Below are 14,873 nucleotides of genomic sequence, written 5' to 3' on the forward strand. Positions count from 1 at the left end.
AACAGCGGAGGTCTTCTGCTTGATGGAGCCGTGAGGAAATTCATGCAGCGGCCGGGTGGGCTTGCTCTGCGATCGGAATGAATTTTCGGTTTCGGTAGCTTGGGCGCGGCGATTGCAGGACGACATCGAAACTTCGGGGCAAAGTTTTTGTGCGGCTACGAGGGCGGGATCGTTCCGTCCACCTCCGCAATGTTCGGCATGCCGAACATTGATGGTGGCCGTCGAGCAGTCGATCGACCGCAACGCTTCGGGAGCGGCGAAACGGGGAGGGGGTTCGACGCTGAAATTCCGAGGGCAAAGTCCTTGTGTGGCTATGAGGGCAGGATAGACTGACGTCAGACATTGTTTACTGCAACGGCGTTGCAATGACCAAGACCTTTCGATCGAGCCGCGTGATAGCTACTCGGGTGCCGTCCGATACGAAGGCGCACTTCGCCGCGCTGGCGGCGCGGCATCATCTCAATGCGTCGACTCTGCTTGCGAAGATGGTCGACGAGGTCCTCAGGACCAACGGTGAGATCTCGCTGGGCTCGGATGGACGGCGCTCCCTGCGCGAAACGGAAAGCGGCATTCGCGAGGCGGATCGGATCACGCTGCGGCTTCGCAAGGGCGATCGAGCGCTGGCGACCGGACGAGCCCGTGCCCGTGGAATGAAGACAGGCAGCTACCTGGCCCTGCTGATCCACAACCATGTGCGTGACGCGGCCGTGCTGCCGCCGAACGAACTGGACCAGATCAAAGCGACCGGAGCTCGATTGGCCGCGCTGGGACGGCAGCTTCGAATGTTCGGCATGCCGAACACTCTGCCGGAGCCGGTGGCACCGGACCTCGGCGAAGCGGTCGCGCTGGTCCGGCGTGAAGTCGAGGAGGCACGCGAAGTCACGGCCGCCATCGTGCGCCGCAACCTCATCAGTTGGGAGACCGGCAAAGGGAGCCGCCATGCCTGAACAGACGGTGCGCTGGGGCCGAAGCAGCCGCGGCTTTACCGATGCGCCGCGCGACATGACGCTGGACATCGTGAGCTACGGCCGGCGAGGACCGGGCGGTCAGCTCCGCTTCGGCGCCGACCAGATCGCGCAAATCCAGCGCACGGTGGGCCGCACGCCCGAGGTGATGGTGAAGGTCTCCGGCGGAGCACGGGACATCGGCGGCGTGGAGGCCCATCTGCGCTACATCGGCCGGCATGGCAAGCTGGAGTTGGAAACCGACGAGGGGTTGGCGCAGCAGGGCCGGGGTGCAGCCAAGGAGATCACGGCCGACTGGCAGCTTGAGCTTTGTAGAAGCCAGTACAAGCCGAGACCCGCTCAGGGGCAGAAAGATACGCGTGCGAAGTTGGTCCACAACATCGTCTTGTCCATGCCCGCCAGCACGCCACCGGAAAAGGTACTGGCTGCTGCGCGCGTCTTTGCACGCGAGAACTTCGCGCTGCAATATCGCTACGCCATGGTGCTGCACACCGATCAGCCGCACCCGCATGTGCATCTGGTGGTCAAGTGCGAGCACGAGTTCGAGCCTGACAAGCGCCTCTACATCCGCAAGGACACGCTGCGGCAGTGGCGTGAGCAGTTCGCCGCACTGATGCGAGAGCAGGGCGTGGCGGCCAATGCCACACCGCGCCAAGTGCGAGGGCAGACCCGCAAGCCCTACAGGGACGCGATCCATCATCGGCTGCGCGCGCTTCGGGCATTCGACCAGCTGCCCCTGAGCGACCGGACCGGGCATCGGCCGCCGAAGACCTCGACCTTCATGCGAGCCAAGCTGGAGAGCGTGCTCCAGGCCTTACAGACAAAGCGAGGCACCCTGGATGCCGGCAAAGAGACCATGCAGCGCACGCGGCAGGAGGTGGTAGCGGGCTGGCACGCAATTGCGGATGCGCTTCGAAGTCAGGGCCAGGCCGAGTTGGCCGACCGGGTGGAGCGCTTCCTCGCGCGCATGCCGGCTGTGCAGACAGATGCGCAGCGAATGGCGGATCGGTGGAAGGACACAGAGAGAAGTCGGGCGCCGGAGCGCGCCCATGCCAACTCGTCTGGGCCACGTGTCCGATGATGGTGGAATCGTCCTCGTTTCAGTGACCTTCTGCAGGGTTGCCCGCATTGATACCGTGATGGTGTGGTCGTCTGAGCCTGGTAGTGAATGTGCCCGGGCCAGGGCGTTGCCTCCTGTCAAAACTGCCAGTTGTCAGAAGCTGTGAGTCGTCGCACGCTCGGCGCAAAAAAATCCATGCGAAAGAAGGGTCTAGGGGGCGCTGGGTTAGGCCGCAATTGCCGGGGCCAGTCCGATGGCAGCGCTGCTCTGGTTCCGGTGCCGTTCTGCTTTTGTCGGGGGTCTTCAAGTCAGAAATTCACCGTCGGTACGCAAGCCGCTACTTGAGGGCCCGACCCAACTTCAAGGAGTTGTCATGCAATTTGAACCCCATGCCAATCACCGCCATGTTGATCTGCCGACCGCGACGGGCCCCGCGTTTTTTCGCATGGCCGACGTGATACGCATCACCGCACTGAGCCGCGCCACCTTGTATCGCAGGATTGCTGGAGGCAAGTTTCCTCCTCCTGTGCATTTAGGCGGACGCGCCTGTGGATGGCCGCGTGGGGCACTTCAGCACTGGATCGATGATCCGGAGGGGTACTCGGACGCTTCCCGAACCAGCTGATTTAAGTATTGGAACCTGGCCACGTCTTGGCTGGTTGACTTCTACCGGGCGGTCGGAGATCCAGTGGCTACGTCCGGGCTAGACGGGTTGCAGCTGGCCAGCTTCGGCAGTCGAACGACCGCTGCAGCCGTTTCCTGCCGTCACGAGCCACACGCAACCGTCGCTGCTGTGTCAGAGCGTATCGATAACCTCGACGCTAGCGCCGTCGGTAGACACGCGTCGGACCGAGCCAGCTTCTGGGTTGTAGAGCACGATGGCGTTGAAGGTCGCAAAGACCAAACGCTACGGCACGCCAGACCCGCGATGGCCCGAGGCAGACATGCTCAACGAGCGCCGCTACACCGTGGGCGACGTGCTCGGGCAGACCCTGCAGCAGTTCAGCTACAGCTATGACTTCGGAGGCGGCTGGGATCACACGATCGCGGTCGAGCAGCGTCTGGTCGGCGTCGAAGGAAAGAATACGTGGCCGATGTGCATCGATGGCGAGAACGCATGTCCGTCCGAGGACGTCAGCGGCCCGCCGGGCTGCATGGACTTCCTTGAAGCTCTGCACAATCCGACGCACGCGCAGGACGAAGACATGTGGACCTGGGTAGGCCGGCACCTCAATTTTCCAATCGAGCGGCGGCGGTGACGATCTCTGTCTCGGTAGCCGATAGGAACTGATCGAATTCGCGTGCCCAACGGTCAAGGGCATGCTGAGCAATTTGATCGTCCCCGGACAGTTGAATCTCTGCGGAAGGCCCTACGGCCAACACCGTACCGTCATCTTTGCAAGCATCCGATTCAATCGTCATCCGCTTTTTATCGCTTTGGACGTCCACCGTGATGGCGACCTCTTCGTTACCGGCACTTCGCCGAAGGGCCAAATACGCTCTAAGCGCAAACGCATCGTTCTTGGTGCGCCCAATATCAGAGATCAACGAGGGGTCGATCATCGCAACCTTCCCCGAGAACGCTGACAGAGCGGCGTGTACACGGAGCCACAAGGTCTCAACCATAAGCGTCTTCATGCAATTCCTTATTTCTTGAAGACGCCAGTCACGGCGTCCATCAGCTCTTGGGTTAACGGATGTATGTCCGCTCCACCTCGGCTATTGACCCAACCCGGCATCTGGCTCATGTCCTTGGGAGCAATGGAAACGTGGCCCGTGGCCGCGTTGTCACAGACTGCACAAAGATTTTGCAGCTTGGAGGCGTCAATGATCTGGTTCTTTCCTGCGAGGGCATTCTCAACACTGTTAGCCGCAGACAGCCCCTTCAGGTCCACTGGGCGAGGAGTCATGCTGGCGGGAGTACCGGATGCCGATCGATAGATCAAGTTTCCGGCCTTTGCAGCACCAAGCGTACTGCCACAAAATCCCATTGCGATTTTTTCCCCGAGCGCCCGCTGCTCTGGTGTCTCGGGGAAATTGAGCCTTTCCCAGAAGGAGGGTGCCGGGTTTGTTGCAGGAAGGTATCGCCCATAGCCATAGCTGCCCCAGCGGTCCAGACCGGACGGATCGCTAAAGCCAAGGGGGTCGCCACTGACATACGCAAACCTGTTCCAACCTCCTCGAAGCCCGATGGGATCCGGCTGGCTGTAGCGCCCGGTCCTCGCGTCGTAGCTCCTGAAGTAGTTGTAGAACAGCCCACTCTCCTCATCCGCGTACTGCCCTGGATACCGCAGATTGAACTTCACCTCGGAGACGCTGGTGGTGCCCGGGTTGGGTGTCGTGTCGAGGTTCGCGAACCGGTTCTTCGCGGTGGTCGGCTTGTCCTCCCCGAACGCGCTGTAGCTCCACTGCCAGACGGGCTGGCCGTCCACGTTGCTGAGTTTGCGCGGCGTGTTCAGGTGGTCGCTGTGCACCGCATAGGTCGCGCCATTGATCACCGCTGCAATCGGCATCGGCCCGTTCGCCGTCGGCAGGTAGATGTAGCTGGCCTGGCCCGCACTGTTGGCCCCGCCGCTGCCGGCCTCCGAGATCAGCGTGCCGTTCTCGTCGTAGACGTAGGCATAGCCCAGCTGCTCGGCTTGGTTGGTTGCCGGGCTCCACAATCTGGTGAAGAACGCGATCAGGCTCTGCATGAAGCCCGGGTCGGCTTCATCGCCGGGGCCCGGTGGGTACAGCGGCTCGGTCTTGAAGACGCGCTGGCCCAGTGCGTTGTGCGCGTAGCGCGTGGTCGGGCTCACGTCGGTGGCGCCGGTGGTGGAAGCCACCAGGCGGCCCTCGGCGTCGTAGGTGTAGCTCCTGAGGCCGTCGCTCACGAGGTCGCCGTTGGCGTTGTAGCCGTAGGTGACGCTGGTGCTGCTAGAGCCGCTCATGATCTGGGAGAAGCCCGTGAGCCGGTTGCTCGCAGCGCCCACGGTGTAGGTACGGCTGGTGCTCTGGCCGTTGAGCACCCGCGTGCTACTGCTTCGGTTGCCGTTGGCGTCGTAGCCGAAGCCGGCGGTGCTGCCGGTGGCGTTGAAGCCGGTGATGCGGCCCACGGCGTTGTAGCCCACGGTCCAGGTGATGTCGCTGGCGCCGATGGTGCTGTGGGTGGGGTCGGTGTCGCCGGGTGCGTAGAGGGTCTGCGTCAGGCTGGTGATGCGGCCTGCGGCGTCGTAGACATAGCTGCTGAACTCGGTGGCGGTCATCCGGCCCGCGGTGTCGTAGCTGCGGCTGGCCGCCAGGCTCGGGCTCGCGAAGGCCCAGGTCCAGGCGGTGGGCTGGCCCAGCGGGTTCCAGGCGATGCCGGTGACCAGCGGGTTGCCGTTCAGGCTCAGGGCCGTGAGGCGGCCGGTGGCGTCGTAGCTGTGGGTGAGCAGGCCGCCGTTGTTCGGGTAGCCGATGCTCGCCAGGGTGCCGTTCGGGTTGTAGCTGTAGCTGACCTGCTGCACGCTGCCGTTCGCGAGGGTCTGCTTCTTGAGGGTCACGCGGCCGAAGCCGTCTCGCGTGTACTCGGTGGTGCCGCTGCGATCGACGATCTCGGAGAGGTAGCCCTTGCTGTTCGCGCTCAGGTCGTAGCGCAGGGTGGTGGTCTTGCCGTCGGCGAAGACCAAGTTGGTGGGACGGCCCAGGGCATCGCGGGTGATGGTGGTGGCCTGGCCGAGGGCGTCGGTGATCTGGTTGGGCAGGCCCAGGGCGTCGTACTGGGTGCTGGCGCCGCCGGTGTCGGCGCTGCTCTCGGCCGTGGCGTTGCCTTGGGCATCGCGCGCGTAGGTGGTGGCCACGCCCTTGAAGTCCTTGGCTTCGGTGACGGCGTCCAGGGCGTTGTACTTGAGGGTGGCGGTGGCGTTGGCCGCATCGATCACGGCCTTGACGCGGCGCAGGCCGTCCAGGCCGTACTGGGTGCTCTGGTTCAGGCCGTTGGTGCTGCGGGTCAGCTCGCCGTTGGCGTCGTAGCCGAAGGAACTGGCCTGGTTGGGGCCTTCGGTCTGGGCGCTGAGGCGGTTGATGGCGTTGATGGTGCGCGCGGCGTTCCAGGCGACGTTGCCGGCGCTGTCCTTGATCTGCTCGGCGGTGCGGTTGCCCATGCCGTCCAGGGTGTAGCTGCCGCTCTCGCCGCGGTTGTTGCTCCAGCCGATGAGGCGGTGGGCGGCGTCGTAGCTGTAGGTGAGGACCAGGCCCGTGGGCAAGGACACCGTCTCGACCGTGCTGTAGGGCTTGTAGGTGAGCGTGGTGGTCTGGCCGCCGACGGTCTGGGTCAAGAGGCGGTCGCGCGAGTCGTAGGTGTAGGTGATGACGAGGCCATTGGGGGCCGTCGAGCTCGCGACGCGGTTGGCGTTGTCGTAGGTGTAGCTGGTGACGTGGCTCAGGGCGTTGATCGAGGTCAGGACGTTGCCGCGGGGGTCGTAGGTGTAGCTGGTGACCGCGCCGTTGGGCTCGGTGGCGGTGGCCACGAGCTGCTGGGCGTTGTAGGTCCATTGCCAGAGCTGAGCTTGGTTGGTCGCCGTGTCGGTGACCGTGCGGGTCAGGACATTGCCGAGGGCGCCGTAGGTGTAGACGGTGGTGCGGCCTGTCTCAGTCACCAACGATGGCAGTGAGAAGGTCGGGTGCCACTGGGTGGTCACGGTCTGGGCTTCGGGGGTGCCGGAGGCGCGTGTGACTGATGTGGGCAGGCGGCGGGCAACGTCCCAGGTCGTTGTGGTGACCACGCCCTTGAAGTCGGTCTCCGAAGTGATCAGGCCGTTGGCATCCTGTACACGACTGGCGGCATCGCTCTTACCTCCACCCGAGGGCAGAGAGCCTCCGGTAACCGCGAGCTTGCCCAGCGTGGTGCCGTAGTTGTAGCTACGGCTCGTGCCCAGGGGATCGACCACCGCAGCCGAGTTTGAAGACGGATAGCTGACTTGATAGCTGTCAACGGAGCCCGCGAGCTGAGTGCTGATCGCGCGGCCCGTACTGTCGTATGCGAACGTCCCCCAGCGAACGGAGGCTTCATCGAAGATGCCGGTCAGTGCCTGAGGAAACGAGGTGTTCTCGTAGACGAAATTGCGGCCCTTGCCGTCGGGGTACAGGACTGAGGCCAAGCGGCCGGACCCATCGTAGGCGTAGGCGATGACCCGCGCATCCGGGGTCGTGATGGCGGTCAGCTGGCCTGCGCCGTTGTATGTGAGCGCGAGGGTGCGTCCGAAACCGTTCGTGACGGAGGCCAGTTGGCCAGCACCGTTGTAGGTGTACGCAGTGACCCAGCCGTTGCGATCCACTTCGGTCTGCAGTTTGCCGGAGGCGTCGAAGCTGAGCGTGGCGTCGTCATCGACGCGGTGGTAGGTCCAGCTGCCAGAGGAGAGTTGCGCCAGGGTGTCGGCACCATTGCTGGCACTCCAGAAGGTGGCACCAACAGACTTGCCAAAGGTCCGCACATAGCCTTCGCCGGTGGTGATGGCTACGACTGAGGGGGCTGTGCTGGGCACGGCGACCAGCTTGGCACTGAAGTTGTGCCACCAGACCTGACCGAGCGGGTTACTGGCCCGGGTCAAATCACTCGCCCAACTGCTTCGGTAGGTGCGCGTGAAGGACAGAGCATCGGGACCAGCGTCGGACCAATCAGTTTCGGTGCGGTATTTCTCTGCGGTAGCAGGAAGAATAGGAGCGCCATTGAGGACACCGTCCGGCGGACGCTGACACATGGGTGGTTGCTCGGGCCGAAGGCAAAAAGACTGTGTCGAATCTTCCTGAAAACTTCGGCTGCACAGACAATTGCCGCTACCGGTCAGCGTACTGTCGGCCGGGCACACCTTGTCATAGGCGACACGCAAGGCAGCAAGGGCGTCCGAAGTCGAGCCATCTTTCCAAACGTAATGGAAGGGGCAATTGGAATCAACCGGAGGGCCGGAACTGGTAACGGTTGCGGGGTATGTGCTGTAAAACTGTTGATAGAGCACAAGAGTGTCCGCGCAGGCTTCCTCTCTGGTGTACCGAAACACATCGCTCGCGTAGTGACTTATGGGTGAAGTCCCTGCCCATTTCTTAACGGGGGTTGACCAAATCGTCGCACCGGCTGCATGGGCTAGGCACAACAACAGCAACGCAAGACCCAGACGGAAGAGGGCTGTGAGCTCAGTATCGAAGAACGGCCAACCCAGAAAATTGTCCGACCTTCTGCCAGTCGGACCTCTCAGCCACTGATCCTGATGCGCCGAAATCCGCGGCCAAAGTAGAGCGGACCGAATCGGACATCGCAGCCTTTTCTCCTCCCTCATCGCACTCTCCCTCATGCTTTCTCGTTTGTGTATCTCAACCTCGATGACCATCTCTTCGTGGGCCATGAGGCAAGCATTTCTTGAGCGGACGATCACCCAATCAGGTGGTGTGCGCACTGCGCAGCGTATTCCGTACAACTTGTTTCAGATTAGCCGAAAGGTCGCACGCGGACAAACGACAGCTCGATAGCGCAGAGGATTTGGTCGATGAGTTGAATTGGAAAGTACGCAATTCGCTGAGGGGTGTTGTTGATGTGCGACTTCCCGGGGTCTAGCAGATTTGTCAGTTGTCCGAAGTCGAGCTTCGTTGCACGCTCGGCGCAAATCCACGCGGAGGACGATCTTTTTGGAGGACCGCTGGATTGGGCTGCTATGCCGGGGTGAGTCCGGATGGCAGTGCTGCCCTGGTTTCGGTGCCGGTTCTGCTTTTGTCCGGGGTCTTCAAGTCAGAAACTCACCGTCGGTACGCAAGCCGCTACTTGAAGGCTCGACCTAACTTCAAGGAGTTGTCATGCAATTCGAACCCCACACCAGTTACCGCCATGCCGATCTGTCGTATGCGGTCAATGAACCCCGTCCTTGAGCAGCAGGCTGAGACCTGACAGCCTACGTTCCCACGTAGATGAACGCGGGAACGTAGATGACAGACGATTTCGAAGACCTCAAGCGCCGGCTGGTGGTGGGGCACAAGAGCGATGGACGCAGCGTGTACGACGAAGCGGCGAAGTCCGAACTGGTGGCACTGTGCCTGCAGCCAGGCGCCTCGGTGTCGCGCCTGGCGCGCGAGTGCGGCGTCAATGCCAACCAGGTGGGACGCTGGCTTCGCGAGCATGGCCACGGTGCTCGTGCGCGCAAGGCCGTTGCCAGCGTGGTGCCGGCGCCCGCGGCGTTCGTGGCGGTCTCGGTGCCGCCGGCGTCGCCGATCGCGGTCCGAAGCGGCGGCGACATCGTCGCCGTGATGGACGTGCAGGCACGCTTGCCCAATGGCGTGGCGATCGACATTCGCGGCGTCGAGCTGCGCAACGTCGGCGAAGTGATCGAGGCGCTCGGGAGGCTGCGGTGTTCCGCTTCGACGAAAGGCTGAAGGTCTACCTGCACCGCGAGCCGGTGGACTTCCGGCTGAGCATCAACGGCTTGGCGGTGCTGGTGGAGCAGGCCCTGGGCCTGGACCCGTTCGCCTCGTGCGCCTACGTGTTCAGCAACCGCCGGCGCGACCGGGTCAAGATCCTGGGCTGGGAACGCAACGGCTTCTGGCTGTTGCTCAAGCGCCTGGAGAAGGACAGGTTCATCTGGCCCTCGGCCGAGGCGGTTCCCACGCTGACCCCCGAGCAACTGCACTGGTTGCTCGAGGGCATCGACATCGCGGTGGTGCAACGCCACTCCCGTCTGCGCTATTCCAGCGTGGCTTGAGGTTAGACGGAACAATGATGGGGCATGTCGATCCAAGCTGGCGTGCCGCCGCCTGCCACCATCACCGCTGAAGAACTCGCCGCGCTCATCGCCGAGCGCGACGCGCTGGCCGGCGCGTTGCGGGTAGCGACCACCGAGCGGGACCTCGCACTGGAGCGGTTGAAGGCGCTGCAGCGCCAGCTCTTCGCCGCCAAGAGCGAAGCCCGTGGCACGGATCAGAAGGACCTGTTCCTCAACGAGGCCGAAGCACTCGCGCCCACCGATCAGACGCCGCAGGCCGAGGTCGAAGACATCGACGAAGAGGAGTCGACGCCGGTCGCCGGTCACCAGCGCAAGAAGCGTGGACGCAAGCCGCTGGATCCGGCGCTGCCGCGCGACATCGTGCGCCACGAGCTGCCCGAGTCCGAGCGTGTGTGCGCTCACGATGGCCACGCATTGGTCGAGATCGGCGCCGAGGTCAGCGAGCAGATGGACGTCATCCCCGAGCAGGTGCGTGTGCTGCAGCATCACCGCATCAAGTACGCCTGTCCCTGCTGCGATCAGAGCCTGAAGGTCGCGCCGGTGCCGGCGCGCATCATCCCGCGAGGCCTCCTCACCGAAGAGGCCCAGGCCTGGGTCATCACCGGCAAGTACCAGTTCGGCATGCCGCTGTACCGCACGGCCGTCTTGCTGCGCCGCTTCGGTGGCGACATCGCGAGCAACACGCTGGCGTCGGGCATCGTGCGCATCGGCCAGGCTGTGCAGCCGGTCATCAACTTGCTGCGCGACCACTTGCTGGACTCGGACCTGATCTACGGCGACGAGACCCACGTCCAGGTACTGAAGGAGCCTGGGCGCAAGGCACAGACGAAGAGCTTCATGTGGGCGCAGATGAATGGCACGGGTCCACCGGTGCGATTGTTCGCCTATGCGCCGGGACGCGGCGCTGTGCACGCCGAGAAGCTGTATGCCGGCATCCGCCCCGGCACCACGCTCATCACTGATGGCTACGAGGTCTACAACGGCATCGCGAAGGCCGGTGGTCTCACGCACCTTGGGTGCTGGGTCCACGCGCGCCGACCGTTCATCAAGGCCGAGGAAGCCACCCCGAAGGCGGCTCGCTCGCCGGATCAGCTCGCGACCCGGTTCGTGCGGCTGATTGGCAAGCTGTACCGTGCCGAGTCCTTGGCCAGGGACTGGACGCCCGCGCGCCGGCTGCGGATGCGCTCGCGCTACAGCGCCGCGGTTGTGCGCGAGATCGAGCGACTGCTGCTCACGCACCTGCACAGCGTTGCGCCGTCGAGCTGGCTGGGCGAAGCGCTGCACTACCTGCATGGGCAGTGGCCCAAGCTCGTGCGGTTCCTAGACAACGCAGCCTGGCCGCTGGACTCCAATCCGGTGGAGAACGCGATCCGACCCTTCGTCGTCGGGCGACGCAGCTGGCTGTTCGCCGACACCGTCGGCGGTGCCAATGCAAGCGCCAATCTCTACTCGCTGATCGAAACGGCCAAGGCCAACAAGGTCGAGCCCTATCGGTACCTCGTCGCCTTGTTCAAGAAGCTGCCACTGGCACAGACGGTCGACGACTACGAGGCGCTGCTGCCCTGGAACATCGAGATCGGCTCGCCGTAGACCACCCCGCGCACGTCGGTTCCGACACTACGCGCAAGGGCGTGGTTTATTGACGGCTTACGTAGCGGTGACTGCGATTGTCCGTTGTTCTTTCATGGCGCCGTGTTTTGCTCGGGCGTTATCGTAAGCGCTGCCAGGTTCGCTTGACGATGCTCGTTCCGCAGTCGTAGACAAAGATCTTCGCAAACTGACAGCCATCATCAAGCGTCGCAAGGTAGTCATCTAGATCGGCGAGCCAGACATCGTCGGGGAACATTGGGTTGCCGTCGATGTAGGCCAGAAGGTTTGGCTGTCCCTGCGGCATATAGCTCTTCCCCATCTTGCCTTTGAGGGCATCCACAGACGGGTCGCCCACCCAAGTCACGGAGGTGGCATCGAAGAGCGGACCGACGAAGGCTCCACGCCCAACGTGCACGTGGCTCAGGACGGTTTCCAGGAGGGTGCCGCCTAGGAATACATCACCCGTGAATCCATCTGGCAAGCCGGCCAGATGTCTGAAGATGGCAGGAAGCGCATTCTTGCGGCGTTGCCCGCTCATGTTGTCGCGAAAGGACAGCGCGATGTCGGCGTCCCCGAACGCCGAGCGCAAGGCGGCAGCTTCAGGCGCCTGCAGGCTGCCGAGATACGCGTTGCAGGCATCCTTCGTGTTGAAGGATTGGCCCAGTGAAGCCGAGTAGTCCTGATCGATGATCTCGACGAGTTCGAATGCCTGACTGGTTCCGTCCGCCGCCAAGTAGAGGATGTCCGGCTCCGGTTCCGGCCGGCTGGTGAACGTACCTCCGGGCAGAAGGCCCGCAGTCCTTGCGAAGTGTTCGAAGATGAGGCGCTCGCGCGCATCTTTCGAGAGTGCCATTTCAGAGGTTCCAAGGCCGGGAAAAACAGTTGGAGGCGCGAACCCTACGTGGGCACGAGCGTGTTAGTCGACGTGGCAATTTCCTCGCAATTGGTCGCCAAGTCGTGCGTGTAGACGAACTGCGGGCCGTCAACCGACAGAGTTCGGAAATGAACTCTAAACGCGAGTTGCCCAAAGTAGCGTACCTGGACCGTAGCGTAGGGATGATTGCCTTCAAAGAGAAGGCCATGAAATGGCTTGGCCTCGGGCGCTTGCAGGCGGTCAACGACGACGTGGACAGGATCGATCGGCGCTCCCATGAGCGCGGCGCGGATCGCGCGCAGCCCCGGCGCGTTCACGCAAATTGCGGTGTTCAGGTGCAGCGCCAGGAACTCATAGGCTGACTTGATGGGAACGAGGAGGTTGAGCAGCGGTCCATCAAGCGCCGGTTGAATCCCGTCGATACGCCACTTGATGACTTCGATCGCCGGTGTGATCTCGAGCCGTGTGTTCTCTGGCGCGTCCGCGAACCGCCGCAATGCCTGCGCAACGTCGACGGCAGCGTGATTGTCACGGGCGAGCAACTTCTGGAGGGTCTTTACGGCCTGTGGTGTCGATTGGATCAATGAGCCGTCATCGAGCTTTGTTGAGCTGACGAAGAACTCACCGCCTTTGACATACCCCGGCGATGCCCCGCCTGGCCCGGTCGACACGTAGCGTTGCCCTTCGGCGAACTGACCAGCGAGCCTCGGTATGGCACGGGCCAGTTTCGCAACCAGTGATCGAATCGTCGGATCGGCCTCTGCTTGGCTCTCAGCCTGATGACCGATCCGCGAATTGCACGCGCGACACAGCAGGCGCGAAGTCAGGCGTCCGCCGAGGGCTTCGGGGATCAGGTGCTCCACCGTGAGATCAGAGGTCGCCAGGCAGACAATGCATTGCGGGCCCGGCCATGGAACGTCGATGGTGAACCTCGGTGTAGTTACTTGGTGGTAGAGAGATTACCCGCAAAGTGGCCCAACACTAGACAATCTGCGCGCCTCGCGGGCTTTAGCGAATGCGCGAGCTGGGCCGGCCGCGGTACGACGCGATCGCGTTGGTCGCCCTGCTCGAAAAGCGCGGGTTGCCCCAGACTGCGGCGCACCTGCGCGATGTCGTGGCACTCATCTAGCTGGCTTGGCAGGAGCGCGCGGCCTTGGGGTTATGTCATCGGGCGCGGCTTCAAGGGAATCACGTCGGCACCGATGCGCAGCTTGTCCAGATAGTCCGCCCAGCGCTGCATCATTTCTCGGCGCGCGGGGAGATGTGCGGTGCGGTTGTACGCACGACCGTTGGCATCCTTGACTGTGTGGGCGAGCTGGTGCTCGATGAAGTCCACGCGCTCGCCAAGCACCTCATCCATGATCGTCCGCGCGGTTGCCCTAAAGCCGTGGGCCGTGTGGACTTCAGCGCTGTAGCCCATCCCACGCAGAGCGGCATTGATGGTGTTCTCGCTCATGGGGCGTTCACCTGTCCGTATGCTGGGAAACACAAACCGTCCATGCCCTGTGATCGGGTGGAGGTTGCACAGGATCTCCACCGCTTGGGTTGCCAGCGGCACGACGTGATCGACTTTCATTTTCATCTTCGGGCCGGCGATGCGCCACTCGGCCGCGTCCAGGTCGATCTCAGCCCATTCCGCGGTGCGCAACTCGCCAGGCCGAACAAACAGCAGAGGGGAAAGCTTCAGCGCGGCAACGGTAGTGGGGTGGCCGCTATAGGCATGGATCGAGCGCATCAGGTCTCCGACTCGCTTGGGTTCGGTAATGGCGGCGAAGTGCTTGGTCGCTTTCGAGGCCAGGGCTTCGCTCAGATCGGCAGTTACGTCCCTCTCTGCCAGTCCTGACACCACTGCGAAGCGAAACACCTGCCCGCAAAGCTGCTTGACGCGGTGGGCGGTATCGATAGCGCCGCGTGCTTCCAGCTTGCGGACCACTCGCTCCAGAATGTCGCGCGGACCGATGGTGGACATGGGCATCTTGCCAATGAAGGGGAACACGTCCTTCTCGAGCCATGTCTTGACCTTGAGCTGCGTTCCACTGGCTCGTTTGGCCGCAGTCTTTCCTAGCCACTCGCGCGCAACCGCCTCGAACGTATTCGCCGCTGCGTCGGCTCGAGCTCTCTTTTCTTCGCGCTTGGCCGCGCTCGGGTCAGTCCCGTCTGCCAGCAGCTCGCGGGCGGCGGCGCGGCGATCCCGAGCTTTGGCCAGCGAGACCTCTGGGTAGGTTCCCAGCGCTAGCGTTTTCCGCTTGCCGGCGAAGGTGTAATCCATTCGCCAGTATTTCCCGGCAGTCTTCACCAAAAGGTACATGCCGGCGCCGTCGGCATATTTGTCGCCGTTGGCCTTCCCGGTGGGCTTCACCTGCCGAACAAACGTGTCTGTCAGCGCCATCTCCACTCCTTAACGGTATCTCGTCACGGGGATTTCCGGGATACCGGCAAAAGTAACGGTATTTCCGTGCGATGGGATGCTACGCGGTGCCTCGTCGCGAGGCAAAGAAAAACCCGCTACGCCTTGGAGCGTGCGGGTTTTTGATGTTTGGTGAGACGCCGTGATTCGGGTCCTTGGTGCCTTCGACAGGAATCGAACCTGTATCTGAGTCTTAGGAGGACCCCGTTCTATCCATTGAACTACGAAGACGGTGGACGGCCCGCACTTTACC

12 protein-coding genes and 1 tRNA gene are annotated in these 14,873 nt (G+C 62.9%); 7 read left to right on the top strand and 6 right to left on the bottom strand.

Annotation, left to right across the window (positions count from 1 at the left end):
* Positions 1 to 365 precede the first annotated feature (365 nt).
* The 4 genes from QFZ42_RS00890 (at position 366) to QFZ42_RS00905 (ending at position 3,284) form a co-directional block, all read left to right on the top strand.
* Entirely contained in the window at positions 366 to 947 is a 582-nt protein-coding gene (locus QFZ42_RS00890) for a hypothetical protein (RefSeq protein WP_307699138.1), read from the top strand.
* Entirely contained in the window at positions 940 to 2,046 is a 1,107-nt protein-coding gene (locus QFZ42_RS00895; protein ID WP_307699139.1) for a relaxase/mobilization nuclease domain-containing protein, read from the top strand. Before QFZ42_RS00890 ends, QFZ42_RS00895 begins: the two co-directional genes overlap by 8 nt.
* Positions 2,047 to 2,398: 352 nt before the next feature.
* On the top strand, positions 2,399 to 2,650 hold the full coding sequence (locus tag QFZ42_RS00900) for a helix-turn-helix transcriptional regulator (protein ID WP_307699140.1): 252 nt from the start codon (positions 2,399 to 2,401) through the stop codon (positions 2,648 to 2,650).
* 253 nt (positions 2,651 to 2,903) lie between these two features.
* The gene (locus tag QFZ42_RS00905; protein ID WP_307699141.1) at positions 2,904 to 3,284 is read left to right on the top strand and encodes a plasmid pRiA4b ORF-3 family protein; all 381 of its coding nucleotides are present in this window, start codon (positions 2,904 to 2,906) and stop codon (positions 3,282 to 3,284) included.
* Here QFZ42_RS00905 and QFZ42_RS00910 read toward each other — a convergent pair.
* Together QFZ42_RS00910 and QFZ42_RS00915 are read right to left on the bottom strand one after the other, a co-directional pair.
* Positions 3,256 to 3,663 (bottom strand): hypothetical protein, encoded by a 408-nt coding sequence (locus QFZ42_RS00910; protein WP_307699142.1) that lies wholly within the window; start codon positions 3,661 to 3,663, stop codon positions 3,256 to 3,258. The genes QFZ42_RS00905 and QFZ42_RS00910 overlap by 29 nt on opposite strands.
* Positions 3,664 to 3,671: 8 nt before the next feature.
* Positions 3,672 to 8,384, bottom strand: coding sequence for an RHS repeat-associated core domain-containing protein (locus QFZ42_RS00915; RefSeq protein ID WP_373423295.1), 4,713 nt, complete (start codon positions 8,382 to 8,384; stop codon positions 3,672 to 3,674).
* A 574-nt stretch (positions 8,385 to 8,958) separates the two neighbouring features.
* Between QFZ42_RS00915 and tnpA the strand changes: the two genes are divergently transcribed.
* From tnpA to tnpC, 3 genes are read left to right on the top strand one after another with little or no spacing between them, the layout of a single operon-like run.
* Entirely contained in the window at positions 8,959 to 9,402 is a 444-nt protein-coding gene (gene tnpA / locus QFZ42_RS00920) for an IS66-like element accessory protein TnpA (protein ID WP_307699144.1), read from the top strand.
* Positions 9,378 to 9,728, top strand: a complete 351-nt coding sequence (gene tnpB, locus QFZ42_RS00925) for an IS66 family insertion sequence element accessory protein TnpB (protein ID WP_307699145.1) — start codon at positions 9,378 to 9,380, stop codon at positions 9,726 to 9,728. Before tnpA ends, tnpB begins: the two co-directional genes overlap by 25 nt.
* A 24-nt stretch (positions 9,729 to 9,752) precedes the next feature.
* Positions 9,753 to 11,339, top strand: a complete 1,587-nt coding sequence (gene tnpC / locus QFZ42_RS00930; RefSeq protein WP_307699146.1) for an IS66 family transposase — start codon at positions 9,753 to 9,755, stop codon at positions 11,337 to 11,339.
* A 118-nt stretch (positions 11,340 to 11,457) separates the two neighbouring features.
* Here tnpC and QFZ42_RS00935 read toward each other — a convergent pair whose 3' ends face one another.
* The 4 genes from QFZ42_RS00935 to QFZ42_RS00950 all read right to left on the bottom strand — a co-directional run bounded on the left by QFZ42_RS00935 (position 11,458) and on the right by QFZ42_RS00950 (position 14,851).
* On the bottom strand, positions 11,458 to 12,192 hold the full coding sequence (locus QFZ42_RS00935; RefSeq protein ID WP_307699147.1) for a hypothetical protein: 735 nt from the start codon (positions 12,190 to 12,192) through the stop codon (positions 11,458 to 11,460).
* A 44-nt stretch (positions 12,193 to 12,236) separates the two neighbouring features.
* On the bottom strand, positions 12,237 to 13,136 hold the full coding sequence (locus QFZ42_RS00940) for an HNH endonuclease (protein ID WP_307704138.1): 900 nt from the start codon (positions 13,134 to 13,136) through the stop codon (positions 12,237 to 12,239).
* Positions 13,137 to 13,372: 236 nt separating this feature from the next.
* Positions 13,373 to 14,602 (bottom strand): tyrosine-type recombinase/integrase, encoded by a 1,230-nt coding sequence (locus QFZ42_RS00945; protein ID WP_307699148.1) that lies wholly within the window; start codon positions 14,600 to 14,602, stop codon positions 13,373 to 13,375.
* 174 nt (positions 14,603 to 14,776) lie between these two features.
* Positions 14,777 to 14,851, bottom strand: a tRNA-Arg gene (locus QFZ42_RS00950).
* Positions 14,852 to 14,873: the final 22 nt, after the last annotated feature.

This window comes from Variovorax paradoxus, from assembly GCF_030815855.1.
Classification (GTDB): Bacteria; Pseudomonadota; Gammaproteobacteria; order Burkholderiales; family Burkholderiaceae_C; genus Variovorax; species Variovorax paradoxus_M.